Source organism: Methylobacterium sp. 1973, assembly GCF_040545035.1.
Taxonomy (GTDB): Bacteria; Pseudomonadota; Alphaproteobacteria; order Rhizobiales; family Beijerinckiaceae; genus Methylobacterium; species Methylobacterium fujisawaense.
Genome location: NZ_JBEPLA010000006.1, coordinates 339,574 through 358,720, shown reverse-complemented (window position 1 = coordinate 358,720; position 19,147 = coordinate 339,574). Strand labels below are relative to the sequence as shown.

16 protein-coding genes are annotated in these 19,147 nt (G+C 71.5%); 8 read left to right on the top strand and 8 right to left on the bottom strand.

Annotation, left to right across the window (positions count from 1 at the left end; all coding sequences use genetic code 11):
* The 3 genes from ABIC70_RS14840 to secA form a co-directional block, all read right to left on the bottom strand.
* The coding region (locus ABIC70_RS14840; protein WP_354439984.1) for a KUP/HAK/KT family potassium transporter at positions 1-257 on the bottom strand (257 nt) is incomplete at its 3' end.
* Between the two features lie 126 nt (positions 258-383).
* A complete protein-coding gene (gene bioD / locus ABIC70_RS14835) occupies positions 384-1,055 on the bottom strand; it encodes a dethiobiotin synthase (RefSeq protein WP_354439983.1) in 672 nt (223 codons plus the stop codon).
* Between the two features lie 7 nt (positions 1,056-1,062).
* Positions 1,063-3,957 carry a preprotein translocase subunit SecA gene (gene secA, locus ABIC70_RS14830; protein WP_354439982.1) on the bottom strand — a complete coding sequence of 965 codons (2,895 nt, stop codon included), beginning with the start codon at positions 3,955-3,957 and terminating at the stop codon, positions 1,063-1,065.
* 261 nt (positions 3,958-4,218) lie between these two features.
* Here secA and ABIC70_RS14825 point away from each other — a divergent pair, with 261 nt between their 5' ends.
* Positions 4,219-5,133, top strand: coding sequence for a peptidylprolyl isomerase (locus ABIC70_RS14825; RefSeq protein ID WP_111474136.1), 915 nt, complete (start codon positions 4,219-4,221; stop codon positions 5,131-5,133).
* Positions 5,134-5,428: 295 nt separating this feature from the next.
* Here the strand turns inward: ABIC70_RS14825 and ABIC70_RS14820 are convergent, their stop codons facing one another.
* Together ABIC70_RS14820 and hemH are read right to left on the bottom strand one after the other, a co-directional pair.
* Entirely contained in the window at positions 5,429-5,587 is a 159-nt protein-coding gene (locus tag ABIC70_RS14820; protein ID WP_164706403.1) for a hypothetical protein, read from the bottom strand.
* A 93-nt stretch (positions 5,588-5,680) separates the two neighbouring features.
* Positions 5,681-6,763 carry a ferrochelatase gene (gene hemH, locus ABIC70_RS14815; RefSeq protein ID WP_043353172.1) on the bottom strand — a complete coding sequence of 361 codons (1,083 nt, stop codon included), beginning with the start codon at positions 6,761-6,763 and terminating at the stop codon, positions 5,681-5,683.
* 284 nt (positions 6,764-7,047) lie between these two features.
* Between hemH and ABIC70_RS14810 the strand changes: the two genes are divergently transcribed.
* On the top strand, positions 7,048-7,737 hold the full coding sequence (locus ABIC70_RS14810) for a uracil-DNA glycosylase (protein ID WP_179698280.1): 690 nt from the start codon (positions 7,048-7,050) through the stop codon (positions 7,735-7,737).
* A 15-nt stretch (positions 7,738-7,752) separates the two neighbouring features.
* Here the strand turns inward: ABIC70_RS14810 and ABIC70_RS14805 are convergent, their stop codons facing one another.
* Positions 7,753-8,178: a hypothetical protein gene (locus tag ABIC70_RS14805; RefSeq protein WP_043353176.1), complete on the bottom strand. Its 426-nt coding sequence runs from the start codon at positions 8,176-8,178 to the stop codon at positions 7,753-7,755.
* A 378-nt stretch (positions 8,179-8,556) separates the two neighbouring features.
* On the opposite strand from ABIC70_RS14805, the gene ABIC70_RS14800 reads away from it, so the two are divergent.
* The 4 genes from ABIC70_RS14800 (at position 8,557) to ABIC70_RS14785 (ending at position 11,860) form a co-directional block, all read left to right on the top strand.
* The gene (locus tag ABIC70_RS14800) at positions 8,557-8,922 is read left to right on the top strand and encodes an AMP-dependent synthetase (protein WP_354439981.1); all 366 of its coding nucleotides are present in this window, start codon (positions 8,557-8,559) and stop codon (positions 8,920-8,922) included.
* Between the two features lie 176 nt (positions 8,923-9,098).
* Positions 9,099-9,908, top strand: coding sequence for an enoyl-CoA hydratase (locus tag ABIC70_RS14795; RefSeq protein WP_354439980.1), 810 nt, complete (start codon positions 9,099-9,101; stop codon positions 9,906-9,908).
* A gap of 137 nt (positions 9,909-10,045) precedes the next feature.
* Positions 10,046-10,357 (top strand): hypothetical protein, encoded by a 312-nt coding sequence (locus tag ABIC70_RS14790; RefSeq protein ID WP_043356346.1) that lies wholly within the window; start codon positions 10,046-10,048, stop codon positions 10,355-10,357.
* Between the two features lie 66 nt (positions 10,358-10,423).
* Positions 10,424-11,860 carry a phospholipase D-like domain-containing protein gene (locus tag ABIC70_RS14785; protein WP_043755835.1) on the top strand — a complete coding sequence of 479 codons (1,437 nt, stop codon included), beginning with the start codon at positions 10,424-10,426 and terminating at the stop codon, positions 11,858-11,860.
* Here the strand turns inward: ABIC70_RS14785 and ABIC70_RS14780 are convergent.
* A complete protein-coding gene (locus tag ABIC70_RS14780; RefSeq protein WP_236952974.1) occupies positions 11,778-12,563 on the bottom strand; it encodes an endonuclease/exonuclease/phosphatase family protein in 786 nt (261 codons plus the stop codon). The two genes, ABIC70_RS14785 and ABIC70_RS14780, sit on opposite strands and share 83 nt — an antisense overlap.
* Positions 12,564-12,834: 271 nt before the next feature.
* Between ABIC70_RS14780 and ABIC70_RS14775 the strand changes: the two genes are divergently transcribed.
* Both ABIC70_RS14775 and ABIC70_RS14770 read left to right on the top strand, forming a co-directional pair.
* Complete coding sequence (locus ABIC70_RS14775; protein WP_354439979.1) at positions 12,835-14,073, top strand: metallophosphoesterase family protein; 1,239 nt, start codon at positions 12,835-12,837, stop codon at positions 14,071-14,073.
* Positions 14,074-14,095: 22 nt separating this feature from the next.
* Positions 14,096-17,572, top strand: a complete 3,477-nt coding sequence (locus ABIC70_RS14770; protein ID WP_354439978.1) for an ATP-binding protein — start codon at positions 14,096-14,098, stop codon at positions 17,570-17,572.
* Positions 17,573-17,611: 39 nt separating this feature from the next.
* Here ABIC70_RS14770 and ABIC70_RS14765 read toward each other — a convergent pair whose 3' ends face one another.
* A complete protein-coding gene (locus tag ABIC70_RS14765; protein ID WP_354439977.1) occupies positions 17,612-19,111 on the bottom strand; it encodes a carboxypeptidase M32 in 1,500 nt (499 codons plus the stop codon).
* Between the last annotated feature and the right edge of the window lie 36 nt (positions 19,112-19,147).

Sequence of the window (19,147 nt, the reverse complement as noted above, 5' to 3'; positions counted from 1 at the left end):
AGCGACACGATCAGGATCAGCGACCACAGGATCAGCGACACCGCCCCCGTGGCCGCCGCCGGCACCGACGCCCCGCCGGCGGTCGCCGCCTTCACGGCCTCCTTGAACGCGTAGAGCGGGCTCGTGCCGATGTCCCCGTACACGACGCCCAGCGCGCCCAGGACGAGGGCGGGTCGGAGCCGGCCGCGCGCCGCATCCGCGTCGGTCGTGCCGGTCTCGGGCCGGGTCTTCGCCGCCGGGGCAAGGGTCTGGCTCAATGCAGGATTCCCCGAGGGCTACCCGGTCTCGACGTCCGGACATCGCGTTCCGGCGCCGGGTGTGATGCCGCAACGATAAAGCTAGCGGCTGCGGCCGCGCCGTCCAGCAACGGACACCGGCCGCGATCAGATCAGGCCGGCCAGATCCTCCGGGCAGGTCTCGCCGCGGCGCAGGCAGAACACGGGGGCGCCGGCATGCCGGGCGATCGCGGCGGCGACGGTCGCGGCGGGGGCCGGTGCACCCGGGCTCTCGCTGACCGCCACGGCGCGCAACGGCACATCGTGGAGGCGCAGGGTCTCGCAGGCGGTGAGCGCGTGGCTGATCGCCCCGAGATAGCTCCCGGAGACGAGCAGCGCCGGCACGCCGAGCGCCCGGAGCCAGTCGAGGCCGGTGGCAACCGCGGTGACCGGACTCATGAGGCCGCCGACGCCCTCGATGAGCAGCGTGCCCTCCGTGCGGGCGATCTCTGCGCGGCACCAACCGACGAGGTCGGTGAGGTCGAGGGACCGCCCCTCCAGCACGGCCGCCTGATCGGGCGAGAGCGGCGCCGAGAACCGCCAGGGCGAGCAGGACTCCACGGCCTCCGCGTCGAGGGCGATGCCTTGCGCGTCCAGGAGCCGGGCCGTGTCGCTCTCGATGAAGCCGGGATCGCCGAGGGACGGGATGCCGCTCGCGAGCGGCTTCACGGTCCGGACCGCCCGGCCCTGCGCCCGCAGGCGGCGGGTCAGGGCGGCGGTGACATAGGTCTTGCCGATCTCGGTTCCGGCCCCGGCGATGAAGAGCGCCCGCGCGGGCATCCCGGCCTCAGGCCTGGAGGCTGCCGTGGCAGTGCTTGTATTTCTTGCCCGAACCGCAGGGGCAGGGCTCGTTGCGGCCGACGCGGCCCCAGGTGCTCGCGTCGTTCGGGTCGCGCTCCAGCACGGCCCCGTCCGCCGCCAGGCCTTGCGCCGCGTAGCCGTAGGCCGGCCCCCCGCCGCCGTCGCTGCCCGAGCCGAAGCCGGCATGGTCCATCTCGTTCTCGCCGGTGACCGGGTCGAGATGCTGGGCGAACATCGGCGGCAGTTCCGGAGGCGCCGTCGGGAATTCACCCTCCTGCTGTTCCTGGAACATGATCTCCACCCGCGACAGCTGGGCGGTCACCTGCTCGCGGAGGGCGGTCACGAGACCGCCGAACAGATCGAAGGCCTCGGACTTGTATTCGTTGAGCGGGTCGCGCTGGGCGAAGCCGCGCCAGCCGATCACCTGCCGGAGGTGGTCCAGCGTCACGAGGTGCTCACGCCACAGGTGGTCCAGGGTCTGGAGCAGGACCTGCTTCTCGATATAGGCGGTGACCTCGGCGCCGTTCTTCTCGGTCCGCTCGGCATAGGCGGTCTCGGCGGCCTTCATCAGGCGCTCGCGCATCTCCTCGTCGGCGATGCCCTCTTCCTTGGCCCAGTCCTCGACCGGCACGTCGAGATTCAGGATCTCCTTCACCTGCTCGCGCAGGCCGGCGACGTCCCATTGCTCGGCATAGGCGTTTTCCGGGATGTGGCGGGCGACGAGGTCGTCGATCACGCCCTCACGCATCTCGTCCACGGTCTCGCGGACGCTCTCCTGCCCCATGAAGTCGCGGCGCTGCTCGAAGACGACCTTGCGCTGGTCGTTCATGACGTTGTCGTACTTGAGCACGTTCTTGCGCATGTCGAAGTTGCGCGCCTCGACCTTCTGCTGCGCCTTCTCGATGGCCTTGTTGATCCAGGGGTGGATGATCGCCTCGCCCTGCTCCAGGCCTAGCTTCTGCAGCATCCCGTCCATGCGGTCGGAGCCGAAGATGCGCATCAGGTCGTCCTGAAGCGACAGGTAGAACTTCGAGCGGCCGGGATCGCCCTGGCGGCCGGAGCGGCCGCGGAGCTGGTTGTCGATGCGCCGCGATTCGTGGCGCTCGGTGCCGATGATGTAGAGGCCGCCCGGCAGGTCCTTCTTGCGCCCCGCCGCGGGATCGGCCGGCTCGCCCGAGGCCAGCACCTTGGCGCGGTTCTCGGCGATCTCGGCCTTGATCGCCTCGATGGCGGACGCGCGTTCCGGACCGTCCGCGAGGTGGCCCAGCTCCTTCTCGATGCGCATCTCGAGATTGCCGCCGAGTTTGATGTCGGTGCCGCGGCCCGCCATGTTGGTGGCGATGGTGATCGCGCCGGGGACACCCGCCTCGGCCACGATGTAGGCCTCCTGCTCGTGGAAGCGGGCATTCAGCACGGCAAACCGCTTGGTCACCCGGCCCTCACGGGCGGCGGCGTAGACGTCGGTGAGCGCGTTCGGGTCGGAATAGTCGAGCAGGGTGTAGCCGGCCTTCTTAAGCATCTCGGCGAGGTGCTCCGACTTCTCGATCGAGCCGGTGCCGACCAGGATCGGCTGGTGGCGGGTATGCGCCTTGTCGATCTCGGCGATGATGCCTTCGTACTTCTCGGCGACGGTGCGGTAGACCTCGTCGTCCTCGTCGACGCGCTCGACCTCCTTGTTGGTCGGGATGTCGACCACGTCGAGCTTGTAGATCTCGGCGAACTCGTCGGCCTCGGTGGAGGCGGTGCCGGTCATGCCGGCGAGCTTCTTGTACAGACGGAAGTAGTTCTGGAAGGTGATCGAGGCCAGCGTCTGGTTCTCGGGCTGGATCGTGACCCGCTCCTTCGCCTCCAGCGCCTGGTGGAGCCCCTCCGAGTAGCGCCGGCCCTGCATCATGCGGCCGGTGAACTCGTCGATGATCACCACCTCGTCGTTCTTGACGATGTAGTCCTTGTCGCGGGTGAACAGCGTGTGGGCGCGCAGGGCCTGGTTCACGTGGTGGACCAGCGTGACGTTGTGGGCGTCGTAGAGGTCGCCCTCCCTGAGGAGGCCCGCCTCCCGCATCGCCTCCTCGATGAACTCGTTCCCCTCCTCGGTGAGCGAGACGGTGCGCTGCTTCTCGTCGAGGTCGTAGAACTCCTTGCGCAGGCGCGGCATCAGCGCGTCCACCGCCACGTAGAGTTCCGAACGGTCGTCCACCGGGCCCGAGATGATCAGCGGCGTCCGCGCCTCGTCGATCAGGATCGAATCGACCTCGTCGACGATCGCGAAATTATGGCCCCGCTGCGCCAGCTGGGACATCTCGTATTTCATGTTGTCGCGCAGGTAGTCGAACCCGTACTCGTTGTTGGTGCCGTAGGTGATGTCGCAGGCATACGCCTCCTTGCGCTGCGCATCGTCGAGCCCGTGCACGATGGTGCCGACGCTGAGGCCCAGGAATCGGTAGACCTGCCCCATCCACTCGGCGTCGCGCGAGGCGAGGTAGTCGTTCACCGTGACGACGTGGACGCCCTTGCCCTCCAGGGCGTTCAGGTAGACCGGAAGCGTCGCCACCAGGGTCTTGCCCTCGCCGGTCTTCATCTCGGCGATGCCGCCCTCGTGGAGCACCATGCCGCCGATGAGCTGCACGTCGAAGTGGCGCTGGCCGAAGACGCGCTTGGCCGCCTCGCGCACCGTGGCGAAGGCCGGCACGAGGATGTCGTCGAGGCTCTTGCCGTTGGCGAGTTCCGCCTTCAGCATATCGGTGCGGGCGCGCAGGGCCTCGTCGGAGAGGGCCTGGATCTCCGGTTCCAGCGCATTGATCTGTGCCACGCGCGGGCGATAGCCCTTGACGCGGCGGTCGTTCGAGGAGCCGAAAATCTTCTTGGCGAAGGAGCCGAGCATCGTTGACCTGCGGACGCGCGAGCCCGCACACGGGTGAGCGTGGCGGGCCGGCCTGGACGGAGTTGGCCGGGCTTATAGAGGTAAACATCGCCCGGCGCACCTGGAAGGGGCAGCCCTCAACGCATGCCGGTACGGTCACGGTTCCGGCACCGGCGAAATGGCCGCGCTTGCCTTCTCGCCCGACGCGGCCCACCTGTGCCGCGGCCTGCCGCCCGGCCGATCCGGTGCGGCGCCAAGACGTGAGCCGAGGACTTCGCCCGTATGCCGAACACCGCCCTTCTCCGGCGCGCCAGCGCGCTCGCCGTCATGATCGCGATGCCGGGACTGGCGCTGGCCCAGGCCCCCCAGAAGGCTCCGACACCGGCGGCTAACACACCGGCCGCCGCGCCGGCCGCCGCGCCGAGCGCGGATTCGGTCGTGGCGAGCGTGAACGGCAAGCCGATCACGCAGGGCGACCTCGCCATCGCGGCGGACGATCCCGCCCTGTCGCTGCCGGGCGTCGACGAGGCGCAGAAGAAGAACCTGCTCGTCGACTACATGGTCGATCTCCGCGTCGGTGCGCAGGCCGCCGAGTCCGCCAAGATCGGCGACACGCCGGAATTCAAGCGCAAGCTCGCCTATTTCCGCGACAAGCTGCTGCTCGACGACTATCTGGAGCAGGAGGCCAAGCGCGCGGTCACGCCTGAGGCGGAGCACGCGATCTACGACCAGACCGTCAAGCTGATGAAGCCCGAGGAGGAGGTGCACGCGCGCCACATCCTCGTGGACAACGAGGCCGAGGCCAAGAAGATCGCCGCGCGCATCAAGGGCGGCGAGGATTTCGCCAAGGTCGCCGCCGAGGCCTCCAAGGATCCGGGCTCGAAGACCGAGGGCGGCGATCTCGGCTGGTTCACGAAGGAACGGATGGTCCCGGATTTCGCCAACGCCGCGTTCGCGATGAAGCCCGGACAGGTCTCTGACCCGATCAAGACCCAGTTCGGCTGGCACGTGATCAAGGTGGAGGAGAAGCGGACGAAGCCGCAGCCGACCTTCGACGAGCTGAAGGAACAGATCGACCAGCACCTGATCCGCAAGGCGCAGCAGGACATGATCTTGAAGCTCCGCTCGGAGGCCAAGATCGAGCGCACCGACGCGCCGCCGGCCGCTCAGCCGGAGTCGGAGCCGAAGAAGCCGTAAGCTGGATGCGACAGAGGGCCGGGCCGGGTTCTGATTCGGTCCAGCCCTCTGACGAGATCATGGGTCGGTCCGCGCGGCACCGGGCCCGCAGCGAAACGGTCGTCCGGTTCTACGGAACGGAAAAGCCGCCATAGTTTCGACCGCCCGGAAGCGATCCGTGTGACGGCACGCTTCCCGGGCGTCGCGCTGTCCTAGAGCAGCGCTGTCCTGGGTCACGTCGCTCGGCCTGTGACGGCAATGCGGGGCCCGCCCGACGCGGGGCGAGGTTCCGGCTGGGTCACGCCCCCGCCGGGCCTCAATACGGCCGGTCAGGGACGAGGTAGCTGGATTGAGCCGGGGCCGGCTGTGGCGTGAGCCCGAGGGCCGCGAGTTCGGCGCTCCGGCGCCCCTCGGCGATCCTGTCGAGCACCGCGATCAGGAGCCACGGACACGCGATGCCGATGAAGAACGCCATGAGATCCTCCCGTGCCGAACCGATGCGCCCGTTCAGCTTAGGAAAATAATAGGGGGGCTGGGCCGCGCCGCAAGCGGCAACCCGGCGCCGATCTCAGACCCAGCCCTGAAGTTCGCGGCGTACCACGTGCTCGATCACCCGCATGCCGAGGTCGCTGTCGTTCAGGCAGGGAATGTAGGCGAAGCGCTCGCCGCCATTCTCTTCGAAGTAATGGCGGTTCTCGCCGTCGAGCTCTTCGAGGGTTTCGAGGCAGTCCGCCGTGAAGCCCGGGGCGACGATCGCCATCCGCTTCACGCCCGACTTCGCGAGGTCCATCACCGTCTCGTCGGTGTAGGGCTTCAGCCACTCCTCGTTGCCGAAGCGCGACTGGAAGGTCACGCGCATCTTGTCCGGCGACAGGCCCAGGGCCTCGCGGATCAGCCGCCCGGTCTTGTGGCACTGGCAATGGTAGGGGTCGCCCTTGAGCAGGTAGCTCCGCGGCACCCCGTGGAACGAGGTGAGGATCACCTCCGGTTCGAAATCGAGCTTCGCGAGGCCCTCGCGGATCGAATCGGCCATGGCGGCGATGTAGACCGGGTCGTCGTGATAGGGCGGCGAGACGCGCACCGTCGGCTGCCAGCGCATGTCCATCAGCGCCCGGAAGGCCTGATCGCAGGCGGTGGCCGAGGTCGCCGCCGCGTATTGCGGATAGAGCGGGACCAGGAGGATGCGGTCGCAGCCCTGGTCGAGGAGCGCCTGGATCCGCCCGGCGACCTCGGGCTTGCCGTAGCGCATCGCCCAGTCGACCACCACGGACTCGCCCATGGCGGCCTGGAGGCGCTCGCTCTGGCCGCGGGTGATGGTCTTCAGCGGCCCCTCGTTCAGGGCGTTGTTCCACACGCTGGCATAGTCGCGGCCCTTCGGCCCGGGGCGCTTCGTCAGGATGATGAGGTTGAGGAGCGGCCACCAGATCAGCCGCGGCACCTCGATCACGCGCCGGTCCGACAGGAATTCCTTGAGGTACCGGCGCATCGGCCAGTAGGACGTGCCCTCAGGCGTCCCGAGATTCATCAGGAGCACGCCCACGCGACCCCAGGCCACCTTCGGGTGATCCGCCGGCAGGGTGTCGGCCGCGGGCTTGAGCGGTGCGAGGGGCCGGCCATTCGCCAGCGCGGCGGGTTCGACGCGTTCGTTCATGGCAGCGTTCCGGCGCCGCGCGCCGAGATCCTTCTTCTGGTTTCCGATACCCGGCCGCCGGCGCGGACGCCTGAACCTGGCCGGGGGCTCAATTCCCCGTGGGGTGTGCTTCCATGTAGGGTGCGAAGCCGCCCGGCGAAGACCGGACGCCACATGCCGCACCGCGATATGCGGCACGCTCGACCCATGTCCCTAAACACGCGGGGCCTCGGGCCGCAACCGCTGCCCGGATGACGGCGCCCGGCTGCCCGCTATCTCGGCCCCGATCCGACCCGCGAGAGACCATGACCGATACGCCTGTGGCCGATGCCCTCGAAGCCTTCCGCGCCTCCGGCTCGTCCTGGCTGACGCTGCCGTTCTTCGCCGATGGTCAGGCCGACGCCGTGGCGGCCCGTGTCGACGGACGAATCGCCGCGGGGGCCCAGGTGCTGCCGGCGCCGGACCGGATCTTCCGCGCCTTGAGGGAGACGCCGCTGCAGGACGTCAAGGCGGTGATTCTCGGACAGGATCCCTACCCGACCCCGGGCGACGCCAACGGCCTCGCCTTCTCGTTCGTTGGGGCAGGGCGCCTGCCCGCGTCGTTGCGGGTGATCCTGGCGGAGGCCGGATCCGACCGCGCCGCCGGCGGCGACCTGACGCCCTGGGCACGGCAGGGCGTCTTCCTGCTCAACAGCGCCCTCACCGTCGAGGCCGGCAAGGCCGGAGCGCATCTGCGCTATGGCTGGGCCGCACTCACCGACGAGGCGGTGCGCGCCGTCTCGGACCGCCCGGAGCCGGCGGTGTTCCTGCTCTGGGGCGCACAGGCGCGGGCCAGGGCCGCGCTGATCGACGCGGACCGCCACGGCGTGTTCGAGAGCGGTCACCCCTCCCCGCTCAACCGCGCCCGGGACTTCCCCGGTTCCGACCCGTTCGGCCGGGCCAACCGCTGGCTCGCCGCGCAGGGGCGCCGCCCGATCGACTGGCGCCTCGGCTGACGCCGTCGCCGATCTCTATTGCGGCTTGGCGGGTTCGGCCGGCTCCGCAGGCGTCTTGGTCGGGGCGCCCGGCTCCTGGCCCGCCGGCAGGAGCACGTTCTTGGCCACCGTGCCCTCTGGCCCGTACTCGCCAGCGACGGCGAGACAGGCTTGGTCGCGGTTCTGCGCCATCTGGTTCGACATCAGCGTGAACATGGTTTGCACACGGTTGCCGAACGGCCCCCGCGGCTGAACGTCGGCGATCTGAACATTCTGCTTCGCCAGGAGGGCCTCGAATTGCGCGCTGCCGATCCGGTAGCCGCAGACATTGGAGGCGGCGAAGATGTAGGAGGCGAATTCCAAGGCGCGCGGCGACGGCGCGTTACGGATCTGTGCCTGTGCCGGTAATGCCGTCAGCGCGGCGGCGGCGAGGAGGGCGATCCGGGTCGTGGTCGGGCGCATGCGCGGTAGTTTCCTCGATCGAGCGGGGCCTCTTGCGGGCCACGTCTGGCACCGGGACATAGGCCGGTCCGGTGCGCACGCCAATGCGACGGAATTTGCCGGCAATCCGCGCATTCCTTTTCACGGCCTGTTGGCCATAGGGGCAGTCCCTGACCGGCACGCCGACGAAAACGGCGTCGTTTTTCGGTGGAACGCCGGCGCGTGAGAGAGTGTTAACCTGCTCGCGTCACGCCAGAGCCTGCAATTTGTCCAGATTCAGGCGGTCCGCATCGCATGTACGGCGTCCATCCTCCTGCGGCATTCCTTCCAGTCCCGGCGCGGGACGCCGACCGGCGCGTCCGGACAGGCGATGCGGGAGGGGCCAACGCGGATCGTCGCGTGGCACCGTCCGGACCCGCCGCCGCGATCTGCCCGCACCGATTTTCCCGCTGGGCCTGGAGCGAGGGCCTGCGCGCCGGTCAGACCGTGGCGCTCCTGGTGCAGGATCTCGGTCAGGCCGAGGCCATGCGCTTCGGCCTCGTCCGTCTCGGCCTGCGCGTGGTTTGCCTGGACTGCGCCGGCCGCGGCCAGGCCCTCGCCGATAGCCTGTCCCAGTCGGATGCCGCGCTGGTCGTCGTCGATACAAACCTCGCCGATGTCTATGCCGGGCTGATGGGTCGGCTCGCCAGCTATCCCGCCGTCTGGTGGAACGGCCCGGGCGCCGACTACGCCAGCCTCGACCTCGCCCTCGCCGAGCAGGCCTGACGGGCAGCCCACCCGGTCCGGGATCGGTGCCCGCGCACCGCGCGCCGCCGGGTTGGTTCGAGGACGGCCGACGGCGCGGCTCGCCGCGCCGGCATCGCGGAGCCGGAGCCGGCGTGCTAACCTCGCTGGACGAGATCGGCCCCGTGCCAGGGAGGCCGGCACCGGGAGACGCCGCGATGACCTCAGCCACGGCCCACGCCGCGACAGCTCCGGAAGCGCCGGTACTGCTGCGCAGCGACGCCGACGGGGTCGCGAACCTGACGCTCAACCGGCCCCAGGCGCGCAACGCCCTGTCGATGGCCCTCATGGGCGCCCTCCAGGATCAGCTCGACGCCATCCGCGCGGATCCGGCGGTCCGGGTCGTGATTCTCCAGGGGGCGGGTCCCGCCTTCTGCGCCGGGCACGATCTCAAGGAGATGCGGACCGATCCCTCCCGCGCGGCGACAGAGGCGGTGTTCCGCACCTGCGCCCGGCTGATGCTGAGCCTGACGCGCCTGCCGCAGCCGGTGATCGCCCGGGTTCACGGGATCGCCACCGCCGCCGGCTGCCAGCTCGTCGCCACCTGCGACCTCGCCGTCTGCACCGAGACGGCCCGTTTCGCCACGCCGGGGGTGCAGATCGGCCTGTTCTGCTCGACCCCGATGGTCGCTCTGTCGCGCGCCGTCTCGCGCAAGGCCGCGCTGGAGATGCTTCTGGTGGGCGAGCCGATCGACGCCGCGGAGGCCCTGCGGATCGGCCTCGTCAACCGGGTGGTCCCGGAGGCGGAACTCGACGCGGCGGTCGGCGCCCTGGCGACGCGGATCGCCGGGAAGGCCCGGCGTGTCCTGGCGATCGGCAAGGAGGCGTTCGGTCGCCAACTCGAGATGGGTCTCGAGGACGCCTACGGCTACGCCGCCGAGGTGATGACGCGGAACATGATGATGGCCGACGCCCAGGAGGGCATCGACGCCTTCCTGGGCAAGAGGCCGCCGCGCTGGGAGCCGTGAGGCCGCGAGATCGCGCGCGGTGGCGCGATACGACGCAGGCCGGTCGGCGCCACGCTTATAGGTAACGACGCGCCCTGCCCTAGGTGGTTCGGCACACCCGATCCTGTCGGATGCGGCGCCGCAACGCGGAACGGCTGATGAGCACCATCGACCTGTTCGGACTGACGCTGGCCTTCTACGGGGCGATGCCGCCGCCGCGACCGCCGCGGCCGGATCGCAACGGCGCGACCTGGGCCGCCGCCGTGATCTTCGGGGGCATCTGCCTCGCCACGATCGGTCCCATGATCACCATCTGGAGCTTCCACCGGCCCTACGCCGAAGCCAAGGCGCGCTGCATCGCCTCGGGCGGGCGGGTCCTGTATGGGGCGCTGGACGGCAGCGGCCCCTATCGCTGCGAGCGGCCCGCCGGGACCGCCGCCATTGCGCATCCGGCCAAGCCGGCGGATTAATCCCGCCCGCCGCACGGGCCTTGGGCCAATCCGGTGCCTCCCGACGCGAACCCGGATACCGAGACCTTGGAAAACGCGCTCTTCCGCTGGGTTCAGTCGACCGCATTGATGCGGGCGGACGTCGAGGCCTTGATCGGCGTCGCGCTGGCGATCGGCGTCACCCTGCATGCCCTGCTGCGCAAGCGCCGGGTGAGCGTGGCGGTCGGCTGGATTGGTCTCGCGTGGCTGTCGCCGATCTTCGGGACCGCCCTGTACCTGACTTTCGGCATCAACCGGGTCTCGCGCCGCGCCCGGCGGCTGCGGACCAAGCCCTCCGATGCGACGCAGCTGCCCGACACCGACGACGCCGTGGTGCCGGAGACGCTCTGGCCCCTCGACCGGGCGATCCGGCGGATTACCAGCCTGCCGGCCTTCGCGGGCAATGCGGTGGAGATGTTCCGAAACGGCGACGCGGCCTATCCGGTGATGCTGGCGGCGATCCGCGAGGCGCAGGCCAGCATCGGCCTGTCGAGCTACATCTTCCGGGACGATGCCACCGGCCGCGAATTCTGCGACGCCCTCGTCGAGGCGCAGAACCGCGGCGTGAAGGTGCGCGTCATCATCGACGGGATCGGCGGCGGCTACTTCCGGACGCCCGTCTACCGCCGGCTGACGGCGGCCGGGGTGCCGGTGGCCCTGTTCATGCACTCGGCCCTTCCCTGGCGGATGCCGTTCCTCAACCTGCGCTCCCACAAGAAGCTGCTGATCCTCGACGGGCGCATCGCCTTCACGGGCGGTCTCAACATCTCGCACGCGAATCGCGTCGCGCTGAAGCCCGAGCATCCGATCCGGGACACGCATTTCCGTATGACCGGGCCCGTGGTCGAGCAACTCGCCGCCGCCTTCGCGGCGGATTGGGCCTTCGTGGACGGCGAGATCCTCGACGGCGAACCGTGGTTCGTCGATCTCGAGCCGTGCGGGCCCAGCGTCGCCCGGGCCGTCACCTCCGGCCCGGATGCGGACGTCGAGAAGATCGAGCAGGTCATCCTTCAGACGCTCGCCTGCGCGCGCCGGAAGGTCCGGTTCGTAACGCCTTACTTCCTGCCCGACGAACTGGTGACCGGCGCTCTGGCCCAGGCCGCGATGCGGGGCATCACCGTCGACGTGATCATCCCGCGGGTCAGCGACCATCCGTTCATCGACTGGGCGACCCGGGCGCATCTCGAGCCGCTGCTGCGGGCCGGGGTGCAGGTGTGGCTCGACGAGCCGCCCTTCGACCATTCCAAGGCGATGGTGGTTGACGACATCTGGTGCTTCGTCGGCAGCGCCAACTGGGACATGCGCAGCTTCCGGCTCAACTTCGAGCTGAACGTCGAGATCATCGACGCGGATTGCGCGGCCGCGCTCGACCGGTTCATGCGCGGCAAAATGGAGACGCAGCTCAGGCGGGAGGATCTCGCCGCGCGCGGCCTGCCGGTCCGTTTGCGCGACGCAGGCGTGCGACTGCTGCTGCCATACCTTTGAAGCGTCCCGGGGCATGCGCCTCGGGGGCCGGGCCGAGATGGACGATGATCGGCCGGTGATCGGAGGGCCCCCGCGGCAGCACCGCATGGGCGTGGCAGACGAGGCCGCGGGCGAGGCAGCGGTCGAGCCGCAGGGGCAGCACCTCGACCATCGCGTGCGTCGACTGACGCGGTCCGACATCGCGAAAACCCGGGATCATCGCGGGGCCGACAATGTTGTAATCGCCGAGAACCGCGGCCCGGGGCGGCAGCTCGCTGACGATGCGGCGCAGCTGGCGGCGGTTGAGCATCTGCCCATGCGACAGGTGGACGTTGGCCACGCCGAACTCGCCGAGGTCCAGGATCTGGCAGACCCGGTGCACCAGCGCCCCCGAGGGCAGCGCGATGACCCGGGGCGGCGCCGGCCAGGGCCTGGGGCTCCACATGGCCAGCCCGTGGATCCGTCCCGGCAGGGGTGCCCAGGCGTAGTGGCCGCCGATCCGGTCCAGCAGGAAGCCGATGGCCCGGGTCGCCTCCTGCATCAGCAGCAGGTCGGGCTTCTCCTGGGCGACGAGGGCGGCCACGTCGTCAACCGCCGCGCCGGTGCGCCGCAGCAGGTTCCAGCTCACGATCTTGAAGGGCTGATGCGGCCGATCGGCGGGGTAAATCGGCAGGGCGTGCGACGATGCGGCGGTGAGGCGGGCCGGGCGTGCAGCAGGATTCATCGGGCCGGTCTCGTACCTCATCGCGCGGCTCTCCCGTCACCGCCACGCTCTAACGCGCCCGGGGCCGGGACGTTCGACCGGATTCGCACCGACGCCGCGGAAGGGCCCGATCGACGAGCAACAGAGGCCGTCCCCGGCGACGTGCCCCACAGCTCGTCGCATGCCGCCGCTTGAGGCGACCCCTGTCGGCGGCCTAAGAGCCCGCATTGTGATGCCGACGGCTGCGCGCGATCGCGCGCCCCGGCTCGCCACCGATCCCTCCCGGAGACCGATGACCGCGTTCAGCTTCATCCACGCGGCGGATCTGCATCTCGGCAGCCCGCTCTCGGGCCTCGCCACGCGTGACGCGGATCTCGCCCGACGCCTCGCCTCGGCCGGGCGGCAGGCCTTCGAGGACCTGGTGAGCCAAGCGATCGAGCGGTCGGTCGCCTTCGTGGTGGTGGCCGGCGACGTCTACGACGGCGACTGGGCCGACACCACGATCGGCCTGTTCTTCGCCCGGCAGGTGGCGCGCCTCGACCGCGCCGGCATCCCGACGATCCTGGTGCGCGGCAACCACGACGCCGAGAGCGTCATCACGCGCTCGATCACGCTGCCGGACTCCGTGCATGTCTTCCCGGCGGCCCGCGCCGGCACCCTGCGCCTCGACGCGCTGCGGGTCGCGATCCACGGCCGCAGCTTCCAGGGTCGGGCCGTCGAAGAGAACCTGTCGCTCACCTACCCGGCGGCCGTGTCGGGCTGGTTCAATCTCGGGGTCCTGCACACCTCCTGCACCGGCCACGCCGCCCACGAAACCTACGCCCCCTGCTCGGTCGCCGACCTCGCGGCCCGGGGCTACGAGTACTGGGCGCTCGGCCACATCCACGAATACGCGGAGCTGTCCCGGGATCCCTGGATCGTGTTCCCCGGCAATCTCCAGGGCCGGAGCGTGCGCGAGTGCGGCGAGAAGGGGGCGGTCGTGGTGGACGTCGCCGACGGGCGGGTGACGGGCGTCAGCCGCCTGCCCCTCGATCGGGCCCGGTTCGAGCGGATCGCGGTCGACCTCGCGGCGGCGGCCGACCCGCGCGGCGCCGTGGAGGCCGTCGAGGCGGCCCTGAGGCCGCTCGCCGCCGTCGCGGCCCGCCGGCTGCTCCTGGTCCGCGTCCACCTCGTCGGCACCACCCGCGCCCACGACGCCCTGGCGGCCGACCGGGAGACCCTGACGGCCGAGATCCAGGCGGCCGCGCACCGGCTGCACGAAGATATCTGGCTGGAGCGCCTGAAGATCGAGACGTGCCGCCCGCGCGCCGCGGTGGAGCCCTCCGGTGCCGCCATCGACCCCGCCGCGTTGCTGGCCGAGCTCGACCGCGACCCCGATTTCCGCACAAAGGCCAAGGCGGCCCTGGCCGAGATCGGTAGCCGGATCCCGGTGACCGCCGCAGCGGAAGCCGACTTCGACGCGGAATTCGACGCCCTCTGTGCCGAGGCGGAGGCGCTGGTCCTCGGGCGCCTCGGCGGCCGGCACTGCTGAGGCGATCGCCCATGGAGGTCCGATGCGGCTGATCCGCCTCGCCCTGGAGCGCTACGGCGCCTTCACGGACCGCACGGTCGAATTCCGGCCGGATGCGCGCCTTCACGTGGTGCTGGGCGTCAATGAGGCCGGCAAGAGCACCGCGCTGGCGGCGGTCACCGACCTGCTGTTCGGCTTCGGGAAATCCACCCCCTACGCCTTCCTGCACGACATGCCGCAGCTGCGCCTCGGCGCGGAGATCGCCGCCGCCGACGGCCGCCGTCTGTCCTTCCGGCGCCGGAAGGGCAACAGCCGGACCCTCATCGACGCCGCCGAGGCGCCGCTCCCCGACGACGCGCTGGCGCCGTTCCTCGGCGGACTGTCCAGGCCGGTCTTCTGCCGGGCCTTCGGCCTCGACGCGGCGAGCCTCCGGGCCGGCGGGCGCGAGATGGTCGACGTGGAGGGCGAGGTTGGCGCGAGCCTGTTCGCGGCGGGTTCGGGCCTGCGCGGACTCACGGAGCTGCAGACGACACTCGACGCGGAGGCCGACGCCATCTTCGCCCCGCGCCAAGCCAAGCACCGGACCTTCTACCAAGCCCTGGAGCGTCACGAGACGGCACGGCGGGCGATCCGCGAGCGGGGCCTGCGCGCCGGCGACTGGCGGGCGCTCAACGACGAGATCGCGGCGGCGGCCGCGCAGCTCGAGGCGTTGCGGGCTGAGCAGAAGGCCATCGCGGTGGCGCGCGCCCGGCTGGAGCGGCTCAAGCGCGTCCGGCCGATCATCGCCGAGATCGACGCGCTGGAGGAGCGCATCGCCGCCGAGACCGACCTCGCCGATGCGGATCCCGCCTGGATCGCCCGTTTCGGGGCCGCCCTTGACGCGTGCCGCGCCGCGGAAGCCGAGGCGGTGCGGGCCGAAGCCGCGCGCGACCGGGCCCGGAGCGAGGCCGAGGCGGTACCGGTCGAGCCGGCGCTGACCCACCGGGCCGACGAGATCCTGGCGGCGTTCAGCGGCACCAAGGAGTTCGAGAAGGGCGGCACCGACCTGCCCCGGATCGAGGGCGACGCCTACAAGGTCGGGCTGGAGCTTGAGCGGCTGCGTGGCCGGATCGGCGCCCCCGATCTCGCCGCGCTCGAGGCTGGGCAGCCTCCGGACGCCGCGCGCGCGCGGATCGAGCGCCTGATCCGCGAGGGCCGGACCTTCGCGGCCGCGGAGGATCAGCTCGGCCGTGACCTCGCCGCCGCCCGTGCCGAGCGGGAGCGCCTCGCCCGGGAGATGGAGGCGGCGGATGCGGCCCGGGATCCGACCCCCCTGCGGGAAGCGTTGAAGCCCCTCGCCCGCCTGCACGAATGGATCGCCGCCCGCGAGACCCTCGACGCCGCCATTTGCCGAGAGGCGGCGCTGCTGCACAACCAGGCGGGGCGGCTGTCGCCTCCGGTGGCCGACCTCGCTGTCCTCGTCCGGACGCCTCTGCCTGCTCCCGATACGGTGGCGCGTTACCGTCAGCGTCTGGAGACCAAGACCCGCGAGCACGAGCGGGCCGCCGATCGTCGCGACACCGCCCGCCGGCAGGTCGCCGCCACCCAGGCGCGGCTGCGTGAGCGCGAGGCCGGCCGGCCCGTCGCCACCCGGGAGCGGCTCGACGCGCTGCGGGCGACCCGCGATGCCGCCTTCGCGTTTCTCCGCGATGCTCTGGCGGAAGGGCGCCCGGCCGGGATCGCCGAGATCGCAGCCTTCGAGCGCGCGCTCCTGTCGGCCGACCGCGTCGCCGACGAGCGGGCCTCCGATGCGGCCCGGGTCGCGGCACACGCCGCCGACCTGGAGCGCCTCGCCACCGAGGAGGCGGAGGCCACGCAGGCCGATGAGGTCCTCGCCGCCCTCGCCGCCGAGCTCGCCGCGGGCGAGGCGGCCTGGCAGGAGGCCTGGCGGCCCGCCGCCCTCGTGCCCGGCCCGCCGGCCGAGATGGCGGCGTGGCTCGCCGAGGTGGAGAGCCTGATCGAAGCGGAGCAGCGGCTCGCCGCGCAGCGGATCGAGGCGGATCGCCTCCGGGTGCGGATCGAGGCCGCCCGGGCGCCGCTGACCGATCTGCGCAACCGCGCCGGGCTCGACGCCGCACCGGACCTCGAGATCGCTGCCGCGCTGGACGGTCTGGAAGCGCGGGTCGCCACCCTGGCAAGCCGCTGGGAAGCCAATCTTCAGACTGCCGGTCTGGTGCGCGCCGCCGGACTTTCGGTTGAGCGGCTGGAGCGGGCCCTCGCCGAGATCGCCGCTCGGCGCGCCGCGTGGCAGGCCGATTGGGCGGCGGCATTGCTGCCCCTCGGGCTCGACGGTGCGGCTGGGCCCGAAGAGGCCGAGGGCGCGCTGGAGGCATGGCGGAGCGTGCCGGACCGGTTGGCGGAGCGGGCCGCCCTGCAGCGGCGGTCCACCGGCATCCGGCGGGACATGGAGGCGTTCCGGGTCACGGTGGCCACCCTGGTCGAGGCCCTGGCGCCCGATCTCGCGCAGGCGCCGCCCGCCGGTGCGATCCGGACCCTCCACAGCCGTCTCGTCGCCGCACAGGCCCGGGAAGCGCGGCGTGCCGAGCTCGACCGCCGCCGCGAGGAGGCCGAGTTGGCGCATCGCGATGCCGCGGAATCGCACGAGGCGGCCCGGGCGACCCTCGTCCGGCTGGTGGCCGAGGCGATGCCGGACCTCGCCGCTGCCCCGACTGCGGAGATCGATCGTCTGTTCGGCCGCTTGAGCGCCCGGGAGCTGCTGCGCGCCGAGCGTCTGCGGCTCCGCGGCAGCCTCGCGGGCGCAGCCGACGGGCTTCCCGAGGCCGAGCTGCGCGCCGGTCTCGAGACCCTGCCCCCAGAGGCCATCGAGGCCGAACTGGCGCGTCTGGCGCTCGAGGCCGAGGAGCAGGCCGAACGCGGGCAGGTGATCTTCGCCGACCGCGACCGCGCCGAGCGGCGCCGGGCGGAGCTGGAGGGCGGCACCGGCGCCGAACTGGCCCTCGCCGAGCGCAAGGCGGCGGAGGCGGATCTCCAGGCGGCGGCGCGCTCCTGGGCCGTGCTGCGGCTCGCCGGTCTGATGCTGGGGCAGGCGGTGGCCCGCCATCGCGCGGGGCAGCAGGATCCCCTCGTCGCCCGGGCGGGCGCGCTGTTCCGGGCCCTCACCGGCGGCGCGTTCTCCGGCCTTGCCCAGATCTACGACGAGGCCGACACCCCGAAGCTCGCGGGGCAGCGCGCCGGGGGCGGCACGGTGGCGATCGAGGGCATGAGCGAGGGCACCCGTGACCAGCTCTACCTCGCCCTGCGGCTGGCCTACCTGGAAGACTACGCCGAACGCGCCGAGCCGGCGCCCTTCATCGGCGACGACCTGTTCTCGACCTTCGACGAGACCCGGACCGGCTACGGTCTGGACGCTCTGGCGGCGATCGGGGAACGGGTCCAGCCGATCCTGTTCACGCACCACCGCCACGTGGCGGACATCGCCCGTGACAGGCTCGGCGAAGCGGTGGACGTGGTGGCGCTGTAGAAGGGGCTGGAAGCGCCCCGTCCCTGCACCCTGCCCTCCTCAGGTGCCCGAGCCCCCGAGATAGCGTGCCTCAAGATGCGCCCGGAACGCTTCCGTGCCGAGTGGCGTCCCGGTGGCGCGGGTGAGCAGCGCGTCGGTGTCCAGCAGGCTTCCGACCGCGTGGACGTTCGTCCGGAGCCAGTCCCGCAAGGGACCGAAATCGCCCTGCGCGAGGCGGTCCGGTAAGGCCGGCTCGGCCGACCGGGCGGCGCGGAACAGCTGCGCGGCGGCCAGGGCGCCGAGGGTGTAGGTCGGGAAATAGCCGAAGGCGCCACTCGGCCAGTGGATATCCTGGAGGCAACCGACCCGGTCGTCCGGCACGGTGAGGCCGAGGAGATCGCGCAGGCCGTCGTTGAACGCCCCCGGCAGATCGCGCACCGCGAGGTCGCCCGCGATCATCGCCGTCTCCAGACGGTAGCGCAGGAGGATATGGGCCGGGTAGGTCGCCTCGTCGGCATCCACCCGGATGAAGCCCGGCGCCACCCGGATGTTGAGCGCGTGCAGGTTCTCCGGCGACCATTCCGGTCCGGAACGCCCGAAGGCCGCCTGCAGGAGCGGCGCCAGGAAGGTGAAGAAGTCCCGGCTCCGGCAGGCCTGCATCTCGACGATGAGCGACTGGCTCTCGTGCAGGCTCATCCCCCGCGCCGCGCCCACCGGCTGGTTCCGCCACGCGGCCGGCCGGCCTTGCTCGTAGAGGGCGTGTCCGGTCTCGTGGAGAACGCCCATCAGGGCCCGCCCGAAATCGGCCGCGTCGTAGCGGGTGGTGATCCGGACGTCGTCGGTGGCGCCGCCGCAGAACGGATGCAGACTGATGTCGAGCCGGCCGCGGGTGAAGTCGAATCCCACCGCCTCCATCAGCCTGAGGCCGAGATCGCGCTGCACCGCCACGTCGAACGGGCCGGCGAGCGGGAGCGGCGCCGGACGGGACGCCTGGATCTCGCGCGCGCGGGCGATCAGGTCCGGCAGCCAGCCGGTCAGATCCGAGAAAAGCGGATCGATCGTCGCCCGGCGCATGCCCGGATCGTAGCCGTCGAGGAGCGCGTCGTAGGGGTCGAGCCCGAGGGCCGCGCCCTTCGCCTGGCCGATCTCCCGCTGGAGCCGTAGCACCTCGGCGAGGTGGGGCTCGAGGCGGGCGAAGTCGGCGTCGCGCCGCGCCTCGCGCCACACCATCTCCGAGCGGGACACGGCGCGGGAGCTGGCCTCGACGAGGTCGCGGGGGACGGCCGTGGCATGGGCCTGGGTGCGGCGCATCTCCCGCAGGTTGGCGGCGGCCCAGGGTTCGAGGTCGCCGCCCTGCTCGGCGGCCGCCAGTTCCTCGGCGGCCTCGGGAGCGGTGAGCATCCCGTGGGCGAGCCCGCGCAGAATCGCGAGCTGGTCCCCGCGGGCCTCGGCGGCGCCGTCCGGCATCAGGGTCTGCGCGTCCCAGCCGAGGATCCCGGCCGCGCCCTCAAGGGCCGCGAGCCGGGCGAAGCGCTGTTCGAGAATCTGGTAGGCGGTCATGCGGTCTCCGGTCCGGTACGTCTCGCGGCCTGATGC